We start from the raw sequence: 16,624 nt of genomic DNA on the forward strand, positions 1-16,624 counted from the left end.
GCCTATTTGCGATAAATCCAGGCTCCGCGTTGCACCTCTTTCTTGTAGGTTCTGAGGCCTTCAACCGCAGCTTGACGGCTAGGGAAGGATTGTACAGCCACTTTGCTGTACTTGCCATCGAAAGGCAAAATTACAGGTTCGAAGCCTTTCTGACGAAGCTCTCGGTAAAGGTCGTCGGCATTCGCCTTTTCGACAAACGAGCCTACAATCACGTAGTAGGTTCCGCGCTCCACAGGCGATGTTGCTACGGGTTCAACATTTACCTCGATAGCTGGGGTACTAGCTTCCGGAGTGGAAACAGGCTTTTCAATTTCACGGTCTGAAACTGCTTCGGTTTCCGCTGCTACTTCTGAAGCAGATTCTTCCGGAACTTCGGTGTCGGTGCTATCCGAGCCGAACCAATTGAAGCTTGCGAGGTCTGGAGTAATCTCCGACTTGATTCCGCCAATGGTCAATAAGCCGGTTACACCAACGGCTACAGCAACTGCCCTCCACAATGGGAACGCTTTGCGGTCTTTTCTCTCGTGCAACGGAACAACACGGGATTCTTTTGGAATAGAAACAAGAGGCGAAGCCCTGAACACTCCTAGTCCGAAGAATTCCGAATCGTAGTTCAGGTCGATTTGTGGCTTAAACTGCAATTCACCTTGGCGATCGATGTAGAACAACCCGAGGTCATCCAATCGAATGCGCTCGCCTTTGTGCAACTTCGAGTGCCAATGGCTCACGATGTCGCTTATCTCCAACCTTACTACATCAACATGACGATTTTCGGCTTTAGAAACCGCGTTGAGGAGGAGGCCGTCATCGTTGCGAAGTGCAGGCTGAAAACTCAAACGTCGCCCGGGAGGGACGAACATCTGCGTAGCGCCATTTAATTCAGCTGAAAATGACTTAGCCACAAAGGCACCAAAGCCCGGCACAACTACGAGGTCGTGCGAGAATAATAGGCGTGATATGTGACGTTCGAGTGTCATTATTATCTTCAGCAAATGTAAGGATGATGGGCTTAGAGAGCAATGCCCTGTTCCATCCTACAATGAAAGAAATTTTCATGGTGAGTTACAACTTTTTCAACAGTTTTTTTGAGGGTAAGTTCCGTCAGAATCAGACGATAACGCCAAGGCGTCTTTCGGGTGGAGATATTCACGAGGTCTTTTCCTTCGCAGTAGGCGATGAATCCTATGTGATTAAGGTCAATCAAAACATGCCTGAAGACGTCTTCTTGAAGGAGGCTGATGGATTAAAAGCCTTACGGGAAACCGGCGTAGTAAATGTGCCCCGAGTACTTGAAGTTGATGAGTGGGAAGGAACACAGTATTTGTTGTTGGAGTACATTTCAAAAGGGGCAGGGATGAAGGCGTCTTTTGGATCAGAGCTAGCCAGAATGCATCGTGCATCAAACGAGCGCTTTGGGTGGCATTCCGACAATTACATCGGCTCTCTTGAACAGTTAAACCCTTTCACAGCCACATGGGCTGAATTTTTTGTTGAATCTAGATTGATTCCGTGTGTCCAAAAGCTTCGGGATAACGGGAGTCTGGGCTCTGGAGAAACACGTGTTTTCGCTTCACTAGAATCTCGTATTGAATACCTATTTCCGTCGGAGCAGCCGGCACTCTTGCACGGCGATTTGTGGTCGGGCAATGCGTTGGTAGATGAGAGAGGTTCTACATGGCTCATTGATCCAGCTGTCTACTTTGGTCATCGTGAGATGGATTTAGGCATGATGAGGTTGTTTGGAGGGTTCTCACAAGATGTTTTTGAAGCGTATTCAGGAGAGTACCCTTTAGAAGGCGGCTTTGAAGAAAGGGTTAAACTTGCTCAGCTCTATCCCATTTTGGTACATGCTGTTCTCTTTGGGGGTCATTATATCGCAGAGGCTCGAGGGATAGCCAAACGATATGCTTAGGGTTGAAGCTCTAGGATTTCGGTCCCAGCAATGGGGTAGTAGGTCGTTCCTTCCGGACCAATGTAGGTGCGCTTTCCCGTGAGTCTTCCAAAGGCTGGAAAAATAAAGCGGTTTGGTTCGTGAACAAAGCACGGGAGGCTGATGGATTGTCTCGCCTTGCCTTTTAGGCGTACCCCGGGATGAAGGTGCCCACATAATTGCAAGCCCTTGGGTTCATCGGATGGATGATGACGCCATTCCCATCCATCTTCCACGTAGCCTTCTTCTAGCACGCGGACACCAGCGCGATCATAGAAAGCACGGTCCATGATGTCGTGGTTACCTTCCACCAGAATAAAATCGACTTCCTTGAAATAGGTTCTCAAGTCACAGAATGCTTCCCATTCGAGATTGTATTCGGAGTGAAACAAATCGCCTAGAAAAATGAGTCGTTCAGGTTGATGATGTCGAATTTGAAAGGCAATTCTATCCAAATCTTTTTGCCCGGTTTTACCCGAAATGTACATCCCGGCTTTCCGGAAATGTGTTGCCTTTCCGAGGTGAACATCACTCAAGAATAGTGACTTCTTTCGAGGCCACCACAGGGTGCGTTCAGCGCTGAGTTCTACATTTTCTCCACCAAGTTGGATTTGCATGAGGCGAAGGTAGAGGTTGTTTCGCCGAAACAAAAGGATTCCCTTTTAACCGTCCGACCGAACGGAAAGGTATTTTTCGTCTGGAGCAGCTAAGCCGGCTGTCGAACTGAGGCGCCGCTGTTTATCCAGATCGCTCGGACTAAAGTTACGTGCTAGTTGAAGGCACTTTCGAGGCTGTAGAGAGCGTACAACTTTGGCTATGATGTCCAACCCTCTAACCCTCTAACAGTCTAATCGTCCAGTAAGCCCGCACGGACTAAAGTCACGTGCTATTTGAATGTGCTTTCGAGGCAGTGGAGAGCGAACAACTTTGGCTATGATGTCCAACCCTCTAACCCTCTAACCCTCTAACAGCCTAATCGTCCCGTAAGCCCGCACGGACTAAAGTCACGTGCTATTTGGATGTGCTTTCGAGGCAGTAGAGAGCGAACAACTTTGGCTATGATGTCCAACCCTCCAACCCTCCAACCCTCTAACAGTCTATTTCCCTATCTTCACCCTCATGTCCTCCTACATCTACAAATCCCTCATCTACATCCGCGAGCGTCGCTTTGCATTTTTGCTCTTCGGATTGATTCAACATTTGTACATCGGAATGACCGGCCTTGATACTGGGCTGTATGAGACCGTGGTTTGGCCAATCAATATGGTGGTTCTAGGCATTGCAAGTCTTGGTGTGTTTAATCGAACAAAACGCTGGGCCAAGATTTTAGGTATCGCACTTCTATTAGTTGTTTTCGCAACACCACTTATTCTTCCAGCATTCAAGTATTCGCCAGAAGTCATTCAGTTCATCAGTATTGCATATTTGATGTTCTTCCTCTATATCGCTTGGGGAATTAAGGATTGCTTGTTTCGACCAAGGTCTATGACCAATGAAATCATCTTTGCTTCGGCATCGGGTTATTTCCTCCTCATTGAAATAGCGGCATTTTTGATGATGTTCTTCTACGCCGGAAACCCGGATTCGTTCACGGGTGTCGACGGTACAAGTATCGCTACCGTGTATATGGACTTTGTCTATTTTGAAACGATAACACAAAGCACGGTGGGCTTCGGAGATATCACCCCTGTTCACTATGCTCCCAAGCTAGCCTCGGCGTTTATCGCTGCGGTTGGACAACTCTACATCGTAATGTTGGTTGGTGTGATTATTTCTCGCTACGCTGGCCATCGAATGGACGATTCCAACTCATGAGCTCAATACGGGTTATCGAATACCAATCTCCGGTTGGAGAATTGATTCTGGGAGATTACAACGAACAACTGTGCTTGTGTGATTGGAAGTATCGAACACAAAGAGGCCAAGTTGATACTAGGATTCAGAAGATTCTAAACGCTCGTTTTGAAACCGAAGAAACTCCTTTTCTCAAGGAGGTTATTTCCCAGTTTGATGCATATTTCGATGGTTCTTTAAAGGAGTTTGACATTCCATTGATTTTTGCAGGGACTTCCTTTCAAGAGAGAGTATGGAATGAATTGATGAAAATCCCTTTTGGTGAAACGGTCTCCTATCTTCAATTATCTGAGCGATTGGGTGATGCAAACGCCATACGAGCGGTAGCCTCTGCCAATGGCGCGAACGCCATCTCTATCGTAGTTCCTTGTCACCGCATTATTGGATCAGATGGTAGCTTAGTTGGCTACGCAGGAGGAACGCGTGCCAAGAAGAAGTTACTTGAGCTTGAAGGTGCGATTACGGATTCGCAGATGGTGTTGGAATTCTAGCCGTTGCTTGAATCTTGTATTCGAAGAGCGACGAACTTAAGGTCACAGTAGGAATATTGTATGACAATCAAATCCGAACTTATAGGATCTTCGAAAATTTCAAAAGTGAATTTGTTGCCCAATAGTCGGAAGGTTCCATGGTCATTGACAAATCTCACCTCATGGTGACCCTTGTGAACACAACAACAACTCTGACTTTTAATGCTGAGCATTCCGTTGAACATTGATTCACTCCATTCGTAAATGGTGTCCGAATCAAATGTATTCAAAGTAGTGTCCATGCTGCCCAGCTCCATGGACCCGAATTTTAATGTTTCCAGCTGACGACCACCCCCAGTATCTTTTTCACACTCAATCACTCCATTCGAAGTGAGTTCTAATTGCAAGTCTCCCTTGATATAATAAAGCTTGTCATTCTTGATCATGACCTCTGAAACTCTATTTAGCAGACTTACGTTTTGGAGTGTGAATAGGTCATTGCTCTCGCGAATTTCTTCCTCGTCAGAGTCCCAAACATACAGCAGCGTAGCGTTAAGGCTTCCCGTTGTTCCTATGAATGAATCCAGCTCGTACTGATTGGATGTTGTCCATGTGTTGTGCTCAACATCTGTAGAGTTCGACGTTTCCGTACAAGAACACAGTATGAGTGCAGAGAGCAAAAGAGCAGATAATCTCATAGTTCAATTCCAAGCTGATCCAAATGTCAAATAATAGCCGAAGTTTTCATTAGACCCGGCGAGGTCGACACCCATTCTGAGTCCAAACTGACGTGCCAAAAGATAGCGAAATCCAACCCCATAGTTGTAGATCAGGTCGGCGTCGGCAAATGATTCCCTTTTCGAAAGGGCCGTCGCCATTCCTCCAAAGACAACACCACTCCACCTGAGATTGAAATCGTATCGCTGTTCAGTTTCAAAAACTCCAATCTGCGTTCCCTGGTATCTTGCCGCAGGCACGCCACGCATATTCACGCTGGGTAAAAGAAAGAATGGAGCATCCCCTAATTGACCGATGTAATGCGCTCTGAACCCCGACACCAAGTTGTTCCCTAGTTTGAAGAATTGGTATCCTGTGAATTCGATGTTTTGATAATAGAAGTCACTGCCTGTCCACTCAGCACTCACGCGATACTGCAACCTGACCAAATTCCCTTTGTTTGGTGTGAAGAAGTTATCTCTGCCATCGTACTCGATTAACAATCCAGGATTGCTCTGCACAGTTTCGAAGGCGGCGGTTTGGATTTCTTCTGAAAGGTTTGACAGGTCGAATAGCGGATCGACTTTGGTATAGAGCAAGGTATACTGAAAGCCTGCGTAAATATTAGAGTTTCCGAGTCTCTTGGTAATTGAAGCAAAGACTGGAACAGTTTGAAAGTTGAATGAGAATTTTTTCTCCCCTACGATTGGAAGTTCGCGGTAGAGGTCCAAATTGATGGATGCATACAGCGCGCCAACACGATATTTCAACCCATAATCGGCAAGGGCTTCCGTTCGAAAGAGCCCAGTGAACCATGATTTGTTAGCGGTGTATCCAACGATTCCAGCCGTGATAGTTGGCTGAACGTAGGACTCAGAGGTCGCGGCGGAATTTGGTTTGATAAAAACAGGTGCAATGCCCAATCCAAAACTTCCCAAAGCAGGCTCGGTAATGATTTGAGGCAGCGGTAAAAACCCGTGTACGCTCTTTAGGAATTCACTTGCATCCAGCTTTCCATCTAGCGTATCACGCATTGATTCCTGACCACTCATTTTGAGACCGAGAATCATAAACAATAGCACGAATGAGAGACTCTTGAAAAGCATCTTCTAAAACTACAACTTTCAGTTTATGCTGTACGGAGAAGTTCCCCTGGAACTGAGGTGTCGAAACAGCTCAAATAACATGGGCCATCACACCACCTTTATTCTGCTGGTATAGTCCTAACCTGTGTTTAGTCTTTTCGCTTCTTGAGGGGTTCGGATTGTGAAACCATGCGAAGTGAATCACGAAAAGTTCAACCCACAACAAAAAAAGGCACGCAGTTTCCCGCATGCCTCTTATCTATAAGTCTATCAGTCTCCCGAATCGGCTGCGCCTCTCGGGATTCCTCCCTTCGGTCGGAACATTAGTCTAACGGTCCATAAGTCCAAAGGTCTATCAATCCAAAGTCCTCTGTACCTCAACCTCTTCGTACGCCTCAATGATGTCACCCACCTTGATGTCGTTGAAGTTCTTGATGTTAAGACCACATTCGTACCCTTTCGATACTTCTTTCACATCATCCTTGAATCGCTTCAATGAACCTAGTTCACCGGTGTAAACTACTACACCGTCACGGATAATGCGAACCATCGAATTACGCTTGATTGTACCGTCGAGTACCATACATCCCGCAATTGTACCAACCTTGGAAATCTTGAAGGTTTCACGTACTTCTACGTTACCAGTAACTTCTTCTTTGATTTCAGCAGAAAGCATACCCTCCATAGCCGATTTAATCTCATCGATCGCGTCGTAAATGATAGAGTAGAGGCGGATGTCGATATCTTCCTTCTCAGCAAGCTTACGTGCGGTTGGACTAGGGCGAACCTGGAATCCAACGATAATCGCATCGGATGCTGAAGCGAGTAGTACATCGCTCTCTGAAATCTGACCAACGGCCTTGTGAATGATGTTCACCTGAATTTCTTCAGTCGTCAATCGCTGAAGTGAATCAGACAATGCCTCAATCGAGCCGTCTACGTCACCTTTCAAGATAATATTGAGCTCCTTAAAGTCACCCACCGCCAAACGACGACCGATTTCTTCAAGGGTAAGGTTCTTTTGTGAACGTGCGCTTTGCTCACGAGCAAGCTGCTGACGTTTCTGAGCGATTTGCTTCGCTTCACGCTCGTCATCCATCACAACGAATGTGTCACCTGCTTGAGGAGCGCCATCGAGACCTAGCATAGCCGCCGGAGTACTTGGGCCTGCCTCATCAATGCGATGTCCACGTTCGTCAAGCAACGCACGCACTTTACCGCTGTATTGTCCAGCAAGTACGTAATCGCCAATTTTGAGTGTACCGTTTTGAACGAGGATAGTGGTTACGTAACCGCGACCTTTATCCAACATGGCTTCAACGATTGTACCCTGTGCGTTACGCTCTGGGTTTGCTTTCAGGTCGAGCATTTCAGCTTCGAGGAGAACTTTCTCCAAGATTTCCTGAACGCCTGTTCCCTTCTTAGCAGAAACATCCTGACTTTGAATCTTACCACCCCAATCTTCAACAAGGAGGTTCATTCCAGCCAACTGCTCTTTAATCTTCTCAGGGTTCGACGCCTCGCGGTCGACCTTGTTGATGGCAAATACGATAGGAACACCGGCTGCTTGCGCGTGGCTGATGGCTTCCTTCGTCTGAGGCATCACAGCATCGTCGGCCGCTACCACGATAATGGCAACGTCAGTAACCTGAGCACCACGAGCACGCATGGCGGTAAACGCTTCGTGACCAGGTGTATCGAGGAAAGTAATGGTTTGTCCGCTTTCCAAAGTCACGTGGTAAGCACCAATGTGCTGGGTGATACCACCTGCCTCACCGGCGATTACGTTCGTACGACGAATGTAGTCGAGTAGGGAGGTCTTACCGTGGTCAACGTGACCCATTACGGTTACGATAGGTGAGCGTGGCTTGAGGTCTTCAGGATTATCCTCTTCCATGGTTACTGCCTCGGTAACTTCTTGATCCACGAATTCTACTTCGTAGCCAAATTCTTCGGCAACAATTTGGAGGGTTTCACCATCGAGACGTTGGTTCATCGTAACCATCATACCTAGTGACATACAGGTAGAGATGATTTCGTTGACGTTCACGCTCATCATGTTAGAAAGCTCGGTTGCAGTTACGAATTCAGTAACCTTAAGCACCTTGCTTTGCTCTTCGCGTTCCATTTCTGCCAAGGCTTCTTGCTCACGACGTTCTGCACGACGTTCGCGACGCATCTTGGAAGATTTAGACTTTTTATTTCCAGTGAGCTTCTCAAGGGTTTCCTTGATCTGCTGCTGAATTTGTTCTTCAGTAAGCTCTACTTTAGGCTGCTTCTTGCGAGCGGTGTTGTTTCCACCACCACGACGGTTTTGGTTTCCGCCTTGTCCGCCACCTTGACCCGGACCACCAGGTCCGCCAGTGCGGATGCGCTTGCGCTTGCCTTTATTGCCACCTACAGGTTCTGTAGAAGAAGCAACTTTCTTCTTCTTCGGCTTATCGAATTTGCTGAGGTCAACCTTTTCACCGGTGAACTTCGGTCCGTCGAGCTTAACGTATTTCGTTTCGTGCTTCTCGTCCTTCTTTTCAGCGGCTGCTTCCTCTGTCTTCGGAGCTTCCTCTTTTTTAGCTGCAGGCTTGGCCTCTTGCTTCTTAGCTGCTGGTTTCGCCTCCTCTTTCTTCGGGGCTTCCTCTTTCTTAGGCTCCTCCTTCTTCGGTTCGGCCTTCTTCTCTTCAGCTGCAGGCTTTGCAGGCTCTTCAGCTTTCTTAGGAGCTTCTACCTTCGGCTCTTCTTTAGGAGCTTCCTCCTTTTTGGCTGCAGGTTTTGCTTCTTCTTTTGCAGGAGCCTCCTCTTTCTTAGCGGCAGGCTTCTTCTTTGTTTCGAGGTCGATCTTTCCAACTGACTTTAAGCCACCGAGCTTGGCTTTGGCGCGAATTACGCCATCGTCTGTTGCTTCTTCCTTCACCTCTGGTTCAGGAGCTTTCTCTTTAACTGGTGCAGGTTCTTCAGCTTTTTCTGCTGGCTTTTCAGCAGGGGCTTCTTCTGCAACAGGGGCAGTGTCACCTGACTCTTCTTTGGCTTCCTCAGCTGGTGCTTCTTCAGCTACAGCTTCTTCTTTGGCCTCTTCTTCTGCTTGGCGCTTAGCCTCCTTCTCAGCGCGGAGAACTTCCTTCTCTTCGCGCTTCTGCTGGCTTACTTGCTCAGAAGCCTCTTTTTTGGACTTGTCAGCCTGGAACTCGTCGACCAAAATGCCGTATTGTTCCTGACTAAGCTTGGCGTTTGGATTGCGATCAATCTCATGCCCGTGCTCAGCCAAGTACTCCACAGCTCGATCAAGCGAGATGTTTAGCTCGGTTAAGGCTTTACGTATCCGAATAGGTGCACTCATATAAATACTTGTCTCTCTAATTCTAATTTGAGTTTGTCTTCCGCTTACGTCAGTTTAGTCTTCAAACTCCTGACGCAGTACGGCCATAACCTCTTCAACCGTCTCCTGCTCGAGGTCAGTACGATTAACTAGGTCTTCAACCGACAATCTCAACACGCTCTTGGCTGTGTCACAACCAATCGCTTTAAATTCTTCGATAACCCAACCTTCAATTACGTCACCGAATTCAGTCAATTCAACATCTTCTTCTTCCTCGTCATCGCGGTACACATCGATTTCGTACCCGGTAAGTCTACCCGCCAGGCGAATGTTGTGTCCGCCTCTACCAATCGCCAATGATACTTGGTCTGGCTTGAGGAATACGTCAACTCTTTTGTCCTCTTCGTTGATTGTGAGGCTAGTGATCTTTGCTGGTGAAAGCGCACGCTGAATGAACAACTGCGTGTTCGCTGTGAAGTTGATCACATCGATATTCTCATTGCGAAGTTCGCGAACGATACCGTGGATACGTGAACCCTTCATACCAACACATGCTCCAACTGGATCAATGCGGTCATCATAAGATTCAACAGCAACCTTAGCTTTTTCACCTGGCACGCGCTCTACAGCCTTCACCACGATAAGTCCGTCGAATACTTCAGGAATCTCCTGCTCGAACAACTTCTCGAGGAATCGTCCGTCGGTGCGCGACAAAATCACCACCGGCTTCGTGCCTTTGAAATCAACACGACTTACTACCGCGCGAACCGTATCGCCCTTGCGGAAGAAGTCTTTATCTGGAATCATTTCGCTCTTTGGCAAAATGAGTTCGTTCTGTTCGTCGTCGTAGATGATGATCTCGCGGTGACGTACGTGGTGTACTTCTCCGGCGATGATTTCACCTTCCATGTCTTTATAGCGCTTGAAGAGCTCGCCACTGTCGTGCTCCTGAATGCGCGAAACCAAATTCTGGCGGAAAGCGAGAACGAAACGGCGACCGAGGTCGATGAGCTTCACTTCCTCAGACACTTCTTCACCAACTTCGAAGTCAGGCTCAATCTTGAGCGCTTCGTGAAGCTGGATTTCCATGTTTTCATCTTCTACCTCACCATCAGCAACGATGATACGGTTACGCCAAATCTCCAAGTCACCCTTGTCTGGGTTTACGATGATATCAAAGTTCTCATCCGTACCAAATTTCTTCTTCAATTGGTTACGGAACGATTCCTCGATGAATGCCATCAGGGTTACTCGATCTATATTCTTCTCATCCTTAAACTCCGAGAAGGATTCGATGATCGCGTGATTTTCCATTGCTACAACCCGGTTAAAACTTAAATTCCAATTTCGTCTCGGCGATCTGATCAAACGTAAGATCTTCTCGCACTGTAATGGTTTTCTTTCCCTTACCTGTTTCTTTCGGAACGCGTTTCTGCGTTTCTAAGGTGATGCCGGTTTCAGTTACTTCAACCATCATCCCCTTGTGCTTTGTCCCATCTTCGAGTCTTACCTCTACAGACCTGCCTTTATTCTTCAGATACTGACGATGGAGTTTGAATGGACTGAACGCCCCAGGAGAGGATACCTCTAAAGAAAAGTCTTCAACTTCTCGATCGAGCGCTCCTTCAATATGACGACTAATCATTTTCAAGTCCCCTAAGTCTATACCGTCGTCTTTGTCAGCATAAACCATAATATTCCCACCAGAGCTCACGTGGAGTTCTACCAGGAATGCACCGCGTTCTTCTAAGGCGGTCTCAACTAAAGGACGAATCTTTTCTTCCGTCATAGGGCAATAAAAGAGGGGACCCTAGTCCCCTCCACTGTCTTCCATTTCGCGGCAAATATACAAATTAATTGCCATCAGACCACCCCTTTATCTATCCATTTATCAATGAGTTCGGGTAATGCCACCGCTGCAGATTCACGAATGTGTTCCGCGTGCCGAATCGGAGAATCTTCCATCTCACCAGGATCCACCACCGTGATGTTTACACCAGGCTGAATTTCATGCACCAATCCAGCCGCTGGATACACAACCAATGACGTGCCTACAACCAACAAATGATCTGCCGTGTAACAGATTTGTGCCGCCTCAGGAATCGTCGGGACAGCCTCTCCAAACCAGACTACATGCGGCCTTAGAGGCGACCCGTCCGGTGCCTTGTCTGTCGGTTTGATGGGGTTATACCCCCAGTCTAGTATCAAGTTTGAATCTCGCACGCTTCGAACTTTGCGCAGTTCCCCATGCAAGTGTAAAATGTTGCTCGAGCCGGCGCGCTCGTGTAAGTCATCCACATTTTGAGTGATGATGGTGACCTTAAATTGCTCCTCTAATCGGGCCAAGGAATAGTGCGCTTCATTGGGTTCAACTGTGCCAAGTTGCTCTCTTCGCATGTTGTAGAAACGTTGAACCATGTCCGGATTTTTCGCAAACGCTTCGGGCGTCGCAACGTCATACACACTATGGTTTTCCCACAGTCCGCCATTATCCCGAAAGGTCTTTAATCCGCTCTCAGCGGAAATGCCCGAGCCTGTAAGTACTACGATGTGTTGTTTCCCCATACCCCGAAGATAGGCTACGGGCGAACGAGATTCAACTTGTTGAGAATAAGTGGAACTTCTGTTTCAAGCTGACGCAATTGAGCTTCCGATAGTCGTCCCGGGTTCACCCACTCATCCAACTTGAACAATGAAGCTTTTAGATAGAGCTCCATACAGATGAGCACCAGCTTCGCATGTTTGGCAACCTTGTTTTTGTCAAACCTGACGGTCAACACATACTCACAAATCGCCAAGGCATCAAATAGCGATTCCAACGCCGATGCGTGTTTGTCCTCCGAACTCAAATGATATGCCTTGCCGGCCGAAAAGATGGCATCGCAAAGTTGGGTCTCAGTCAATGAGGTGTCGTTCAGCGCCTCATCGACTACCTTGAAGAGTGGTCGTACTCCATCCTGCTCATATAGCCAGTCGGAAGTGTATGTGAAATCAGGATGAATCATAAGCCGTCATTAAACGTTTACAAACGGCTTAGGGAAATAGGTTGCCATATCTTCGCAGAAGTCGTTCAGTCATATAGCGACGTTTCATTCCAACATCCGCATCTACCACCTTCAAAATCAGAAGTAAATGAGCAAAATGCTACTTCTTATGGGGGCGGTGTGTCTTCTTTCCACCACCCATGCACAGATTTGCGATTTCGATGGTCCGAATTGGGCGTATCAATTGAGCGGAAACGGAACAGCAACGATTTCTTCCAGCTCACCTTATTCTCCCACAGGTGCAACATTCGGAATCGAGAATTCGAACGGGCTAGCTGCCTCGGGTGGCTCCGTCTTACTCACACTCGATACAATTTCGACTATTCCTTCACATGGTTCCCTTTTCACATTTAAACTCGGAGCCAACGCACTCTCGGGATCGGGTAGGGGCATGGATGCTAGTTCGGATTATGTCGTTGTTCGTGTCGGCACCTCCGTTTCAACACTAACCGAAGTGCTTCGAATAAAAGGGTATAGCAACGCACAATGGGATATCAATTCTGTTCATCAAAACCTCATCGTTGATGCCCAGTCCACAACTGTTGCAAGCCCATACGAGGGTGGTGAAATTAAGTACGGTGCACCCGGGACAGTCACCTTGTTTAATCTGCCATCAGATTCTGCCGTAGTCTTCCAGGTTGAGATGCATTCTGATCGCACTAATGAAGTTTGGAGCGTAGACGATTTAGCTTTGATTACACCCAAATACTGGGATGGCGTCACGTGGAGCAATGGTGGTAGTCTCGCCCAATCTGATTATGTCTTGCTTAATGATACGCTCGGATTTCCGTCCGGAGCGCATGCATGTGCCGGTGTAATTGCCTCCAGTTCTGGAACTACGCTTTTTCAGAATAAAGCACTCACAACGGGAACTTGGATTCAGCTTGCAGGGAATCTCGCCGTCGATTCTGGCTTGACCCTAACAGACTCTTTGGGAAGCGGACAGCTTTTTATAAAGAATGGGATGGTCCTTGGTTCCTTGTCAATGGAACGTCGTGCACTAAGTTCGGGTGGATGGCGACACCTGTCTGTCCCGGTCCGAACAACCTATGGCGATTTATCGGAAGACCTCACTCAAGTGAATTACGGCCCGTCGGCGAGTCCTTCAATTTTTGCTTGGGATGCCGGCAATTCTTCGTGGTATTCCTTTTATGATGGGACTTCGATCACGAAGCATCAGCCGGTCGTTCTTTTTGGTGGACAAGGTTGGATTGATTCCACAAACCGAATGAAAGTCTCCGGCGAAATTGCCCCAATAGTCGATACGATTTGGCTTGATTATTCAACGCCGACAGCTCAATCTCCCTTTGCTGTTTCAGTAGGAAACGAGGGGTGGAATTTCATCGGAAATCCATATCCGTTCCCTTTAGATCTCGAGTTGCTACTGAGCGATGCTGATTTACCGACTTTGCTCGCGCCAACTGCCTATCTGTGGTCAACTGAGGAGCAGCAATACAGGTCTTACAACGTCGCCTCAGGAGCTATTGGGTCGGCCACGCCAGTTGTTGCACCGTGGCAAGGATTCTGGATGCAGTTTGATTCAAACCCAGGAGGATTGCAACCCCTGTACATCAAGCAATCCCATAGAGCCCTGCCCGAAGGAGATCAATTGCGCAAATCTTCTGTTTCCACCCATGACTTTGTTGTTCGAAGTGATTCAGGAGAAGTTAGACTCGTAGTTGCCGACATGCCGGGAGGTGATGTGCGATGGGATTATCAGAGAGATCACAAGCAAAAGAATTCAGGTGTGCTTTCCGCGAATTTGGTTGGTTTCTCTGGTCGAGATGAGTTCCCACTATCCTTGAAAGTACTAGACAAAGGTCACAAGGGAGGAATCCCGTTGGAAGTGAAGGTTGACAAATACACAGTGGTTGAAATTGCACTGGAATCAGATCAACAGTGGTGGTTAGAAGATATATCCACAGGTAAATGGGTGAACCTTTTGAAGTCGAGTCACAAGGTGTTGGCTTCCCCAAATGGAAAAAGTCGGTTCAGACTTTGGCGTCGCAAGGCGTTGACAAGGGAAGTAAGTGTAGAACACGAGCGTTGTGAAGTTCCCGTGCACGAGAAGGGAATAATTACCAATTCTAGCGGTTTGACTTGGGAACTCTATACCGCGTCTGGAGCGCACTTATTGAGCATCGCTCCAGGCGAAACTGTAGCGTATTATAATCTCTCTGGATTGTATTTCTGGAAATGCGGTGAATGTGTTGAGAAGGTATACTACTCAGGCAATCCATAGGGCAATTCCGTACGCTGCCGCAGATGCTATAACCCCAACCAATGTGGTCTTGAGTGCTCCTTTGAGTGGCTTTTGACCTGTCAGCTTGCTTTTCACATAACCAAAGGTGAAAAGGGCGAATACCGTGAAAATTGAAGAATAGATCAGTCCGTCTTCAGGAGTATCGGTAATGAAGTAGCCGGCCAATGGAACGAATCCGCCTGCGATGTAGGCCCCCGCGATATTGCCGGCGCTTCGCTTCGCCTGATGAAGGTGGGGCTCCTCAAGCTCGAGTTCGAACCGCATCATAAAGTCGACCCATTTGTCCTTGTCTTTTGCGAGGTCTTCGGCCACACTTTGGCTCAGTTCCTTGCTGATGCCGTACTCTTCCATGATTTCGCGAATCTCCTCCTTCTCCTTTTCTGGAAGGTGATCTACCTCCCAATATTCGCGTTTGCGTTCGGAGTGATAGTGTTCGTATTCGGTTGTTCCAGCGAGGTATCCACCCAGACCCATGGCAATGGAGCCCGCTACAATTTCGGCCATTCCAGCGGTTATGATAATGGTGTTGGAATCAATTGCGCCGCTAAGACCAGCGGTAAGCGCAAATGGAACGGTGAGCCCATCGGCCATGCCTATGACAATATCGCGAACGGCTTGTGAACCCTGAAAGTGTTCTTCTTTGTGATCGTGGTGTGACATGCTTCAATATCGGAAACATTCTCACATCTTCGAATCGATTACTCGATGACTTCGATTTCTACAGGAGCAGGTTTGTCGAAGTAAGGAACGGTTACAGTTGGCAGCCAGCCTCCATCTATTTCACACCCATTATTGTCGGACAAAGAGATAAAGGTGAAGGTGTCCGCCTCTGCCGGTAGCGACAATGTATAAGGCGAGCTATTTATTGTCACGGTCTGGGTTGAGCTGCCCGTGTATTGGTATTGAAGCTCCCAAGGGCCGGTTCCTGTGAGCGTGAGTTCGATGTCATATGGTTCATCTAAACAAACCGAATCAATGGTATGGCTCACACTCGGAAGAGCGTGCACATGAATGTCGTAAATGGTTTGATGCCCCGTATTCGATTCGGTACCAACTAGTTGAAAGTCGCCTGTAATTGTATCGAAATCCAATTCTACAGTAGAGTCGTTCGTGGAAATATTATCATCGATGGTTCCAGCAGATGCGCTAGTGAACGACCAAGTGTAACTCTCTGTGGAGCGGTTGTATAAGGCCGTATAAAGCACGTTTTGATCTCCCGCACAAACTGTGTCGGTGAAGTCGAATTGAGCCGGACAATACCCGTCGGATTCACTAGATGCGTCAGCAGCATATTCACCGTCAAGTGAGAATTCATCGAGATAGCCATTTGTACTCGTACTGGTGTAAGTCCATACAAAGATTACTCTTGCATACCCACTGAAAGAGGTGCTAACAGATTCGGAATTACTGTTTGTTGGATTGCCATTTGCGTTTGACCCTCCTGATCTATAGGTATGAGAGAATACTGATGTCCGAACTCCGGTCGGGTCTTCCAAGAATACTTCTAACTCGCTGAATGTACCATTTGCAGCGAGTAGTTTGTGTTGAAAAGTGAGTGTATTGCTGCCGTCAAACTTGATATAAGGGGAAGCCAAAGATGCCGAACCAGTACCGTCGAGGTCTGCATCTGCAAGAGGCCTATCATTGCCACCGTTCAGAGCCTTACTCGTAGGCGGTTTAGAAATGCCCACGCCGTCGAATTCCCAACAGCCTGCTTCTATAGAAGACTGTGAGTTCGCGTCGAAATCTTCGGAAACCTGAGCAAAGGCAGAGGTACCGAAAAGGAACAGAAGTACGAAACCAAAGTTGCGCATTCTAATAGTTTTCCGCCATCTCTGGGGGTGAGGTGGACATAGGTTAGACATCAAAAGTCGGCATTAATCCTGTGATTGTGAAGCCGAGTGGTGTCATATGTTTCTGACATCACTTTCCTATGTACGGTGAAAATGTA

The 16,624-nt window shown here is 47.5% G+C and carries 15 protein-coding genes; 4 read left to right on the plus strand and 11 right to left on the minus strand.

What is annotated here, in order from left to right; translation table 11 throughout:
* Window positions 1-2: 2 nt before the first annotated feature.
* A complete protein-coding gene (locus F8C67_RS04360; RefSeq protein WP_151666592.1) occupies window positions 3-977 on the minus strand; it encodes an HU domain-containing protein in 975 nt (324 codons plus the stop codon).
* 62 nt (window positions 978-1,039) lie between these two features.
* Here F8C67_RS04360 and F8C67_RS04365 point away from each other — a divergent pair, with 62 nt between their 5' ends.
* Window positions 1,040-1,912: a fructosamine kinase family protein gene (locus tag F8C67_RS04365; RefSeq protein WP_170266360.1), complete on the plus strand. Its 873-nt coding sequence runs from the start codon at window positions 1,040-1,042 to the stop codon at window positions 1,910-1,912.
* Here F8C67_RS04365 and pdeM read toward each other — a convergent pair.
* A complete protein-coding gene (pdeM, locus tag F8C67_RS04370) occupies window positions 1,909-2,547 on the minus strand; it encodes a ligase-associated DNA damage response endonuclease PdeM (protein ID WP_151666594.1) in 639 nt (212 codons plus the stop codon). The two genes, F8C67_RS04365 and pdeM, sit on opposite strands and share 4 nt — an antisense overlap.
* A 502-nt stretch (window positions 2,548-3,049) precedes the next feature.
* On the opposite strand from pdeM, the gene F8C67_RS04375 reads away from it, so the two are divergent.
* Both F8C67_RS04375 and F8C67_RS04380 read left to right on the plus strand, forming a co-directional pair.
* A complete protein-coding gene (locus F8C67_RS04375) occupies window positions 3,050-3,745 on the plus strand; it encodes a potassium channel family protein (protein ID WP_151666595.1) in 696 nt (231 codons plus the stop codon).
* Window positions 3,742-4,275: a methylated-DNA--[protein]-cysteine S-methyltransferase gene (locus F8C67_RS04380; protein WP_151666596.1), complete on the plus strand. Its 534-nt coding sequence runs from the start codon at window positions 3,742-3,744 to the stop codon at window positions 4,273-4,275. Before F8C67_RS04375 ends, F8C67_RS04380 begins: the two co-directional genes overlap by 4 nt.
* Here F8C67_RS04380 and F8C67_RS04385 read toward each other — a convergent pair.
* The 7 genes from F8C67_RS04385 to F8C67_RS04415 form a co-directional block, all read right to left on the minus strand.
* Window positions 4,272-4,952 (minus strand): hypothetical protein, encoded by a 681-nt coding sequence (locus tag F8C67_RS04385; RefSeq protein WP_151666597.1) that lies wholly within the window; start codon window positions 4,950-4,952, stop codon window positions 4,272-4,274. The two genes, F8C67_RS04380 and F8C67_RS04385, sit on opposite strands and share 4 nt — an antisense overlap.
* Window positions 4,953-4,955: 3 nt before the next feature.
* Window positions 4,956-6,077, minus strand: a complete 1,122-nt coding sequence (locus F8C67_RS04390; protein ID WP_151666598.1) for a BamA/TamA family outer membrane protein — start codon at window positions 6,075-6,077, stop codon at window positions 4,956-4,958.
* A gap of 334 nt (window positions 6,078-6,411) precedes the next feature.
* Complete coding sequence (infB, locus tag F8C67_RS04395) at window positions 6,412-9,387, minus strand: translation initiation factor IF-2 (protein WP_151666599.1); 2,976 nt, start codon at window positions 9,385-9,387, stop codon at window positions 6,412-6,414.
* A 54-nt stretch (window positions 9,388-9,441) separates the two neighbouring features.
* Window positions 9,442-10,680: a transcription termination factor NusA gene (gene nusA / locus F8C67_RS04400; protein WP_151666600.1), complete on the minus strand. Its 1,239-nt coding sequence runs from the start codon at window positions 10,678-10,680 to the stop codon at window positions 9,442-9,444.
* A 13-nt stretch (window positions 10,681-10,693) separates the two neighbouring features.
* A complete protein-coding gene (rimP, locus tag F8C67_RS04405; RefSeq protein ID WP_151666601.1) occupies window positions 10,694-11,155 on the minus strand; it encodes a ribosome assembly cofactor RimP in 462 nt (153 codons plus the stop codon).
* Window positions 11,156-11,229: 74 nt separating this feature from the next.
* Window positions 11,230-11,931 carry an SIR2 family NAD-dependent protein deacylase gene (locus tag F8C67_RS04410; protein WP_151666602.1) on the minus strand — a complete coding sequence of 234 codons (702 nt, stop codon included), beginning with the start codon at window positions 11,929-11,931 and terminating at the stop codon, window positions 11,230-11,232.
* 14 nt (window positions 11,932-11,945) lie between these two features.
* Entirely contained in the window at window positions 11,946-12,371 is a 426-nt protein-coding gene (locus tag F8C67_RS04415) for a hypothetical protein (protein WP_151666603.1), read from the minus strand.
* Window positions 12,372-12,498: 127 nt separating this feature from the next.
* Here F8C67_RS04415 and F8C67_RS04420 point away from each other — a divergent pair, with 127 nt between their 5' ends.
* Complete coding sequence (locus tag F8C67_RS04420) at window positions 12,499-14,652, plus strand: hypothetical protein (RefSeq protein ID WP_151666604.1); 2,154 nt, start codon at window positions 12,499-12,501, stop codon at window positions 14,650-14,652.
* Here F8C67_RS04420 and F8C67_RS04425 read toward each other — a convergent pair.
* Window positions 14,638-15,333, minus strand: a complete 696-nt coding sequence (locus F8C67_RS04425) for a VIT1/CCC1 transporter family protein (protein ID WP_151666605.1) — start codon at window positions 15,331-15,333, stop codon at window positions 14,638-14,640. The genes F8C67_RS04420 and F8C67_RS04425 overlap by 15 nt on opposite strands.
* A gap of 38 nt (window positions 15,334-15,371) precedes the next feature.
* Entirely contained in the window at window positions 15,372-16,487 is a 1,116-nt protein-coding gene (locus F8C67_RS04430; protein WP_151666606.1) for a hypothetical protein, read from the minus strand.
* Window positions 16,488-16,624: the final 137 nt, after the last annotated feature.

The sequence above is a fragment of the Phaeocystidibacter luteus genome (assembly GCF_008933115.1).
Classification (GTDB): Bacteria; Bacteroidota; Bacteroidia; order Flavobacteriales; family Schleiferiaceae; genus Phaeocystidibacter; species Phaeocystidibacter luteus.

Excerpts from the sequence above, each read along its gene's own strand:
- F8C67_RS04360 (WP_151666592.1), bottom strand. The coding sequence starts at position 977 with ATGACACTCGAACGTCACATATCACGCCTATTATTCTCGCACGACCTC.
- F8C67_RS04365 (WP_170266360.1), top strand. The coding sequence starts at position 1,040 with ATGAAAGAAATTTTCATGGTGAGTTACAACTTTTTCAACAGTTTTTTT.
- pdeM (WP_151666594.1), bottom strand. The coding sequence starts at position 2,547 with ATGCAAATCCAACTTGGTGGAGAAAATGTAGAACTCAGCGCTGAACGC.
- F8C67_RS04375 (WP_151666595.1), top strand. The coding sequence starts at position 3,050 with ATGTCCTCCTACATCTACAAATCCCTCATCTACATCCGCGAGCGTCGC.
- F8C67_RS04380 (WP_151666596.1), top strand. The coding sequence starts at position 3,742 with ATGAGCTCAATACGGGTTATCGAATACCAATCTCCGGTTGGAGAATTG.
- F8C67_RS04385 (WP_151666597.1), bottom strand. The coding sequence starts at position 4,952 with ATGAGATTATCTGCTCTTTTGCTCTCTGCACTCATACTGTGTTCTTGT.
- F8C67_RS04390 (WP_151666598.1), bottom strand. The coding sequence starts at position 6,077 with ATGCTTTTCAAGAGTCTCTCATTCGTGCTATTGTTTATGATTCTCGGT.
- infB (WP_151666599.1), bottom strand. The coding sequence starts at position 9,387 with ATGAGTGCACCTATTCGGATACGTAAAGCCTTAACCGAGCTAAACATC.
- nusA (WP_151666600.1), bottom strand. The coding sequence starts at position 10,680 with ATGGAAAATCACGCGATCATCGAATCCTTCTCGGAGTTTAAGGATGAG.
- rimP (WP_151666601.1), bottom strand. The coding sequence starts at position 11,155 with ATGACGGAAGAAAAGATTCGTCCTTTAGTTGAGACCGCCTTAGAAGAA.
- F8C67_RS04410 (WP_151666602.1), bottom strand. The coding sequence starts at position 11,931 with ATGGGGAAACAACACATCGTAGTACTTACAGGCTCGGGCATTTCCGCT.
- F8C67_RS04415 (WP_151666603.1), bottom strand. The coding sequence starts at position 12,371 with ATGATTCATCCTGATTTCACATACACTTCCGACTGGCTATATGAGCAG.
- F8C67_RS04420 (WP_151666604.1), top strand. The coding sequence starts at position 12,499 with ATGAGCAAAATGCTACTTCTTATGGGGGCGGTGTGTCTTCTTTCCACC.
- F8C67_RS04425 (WP_151666605.1), bottom strand. The coding sequence starts at position 15,333 with ATGTCACACCACGATCACAAAGAAGAACACTTTCAGGGTTCACAAGCC.
- F8C67_RS04430 (WP_151666606.1), bottom strand. The coding sequence starts at position 16,487 with ATGCGCAACTTTGGTTTCGTACTTCTGTTCCTTTTCGGTACCTCTGCC.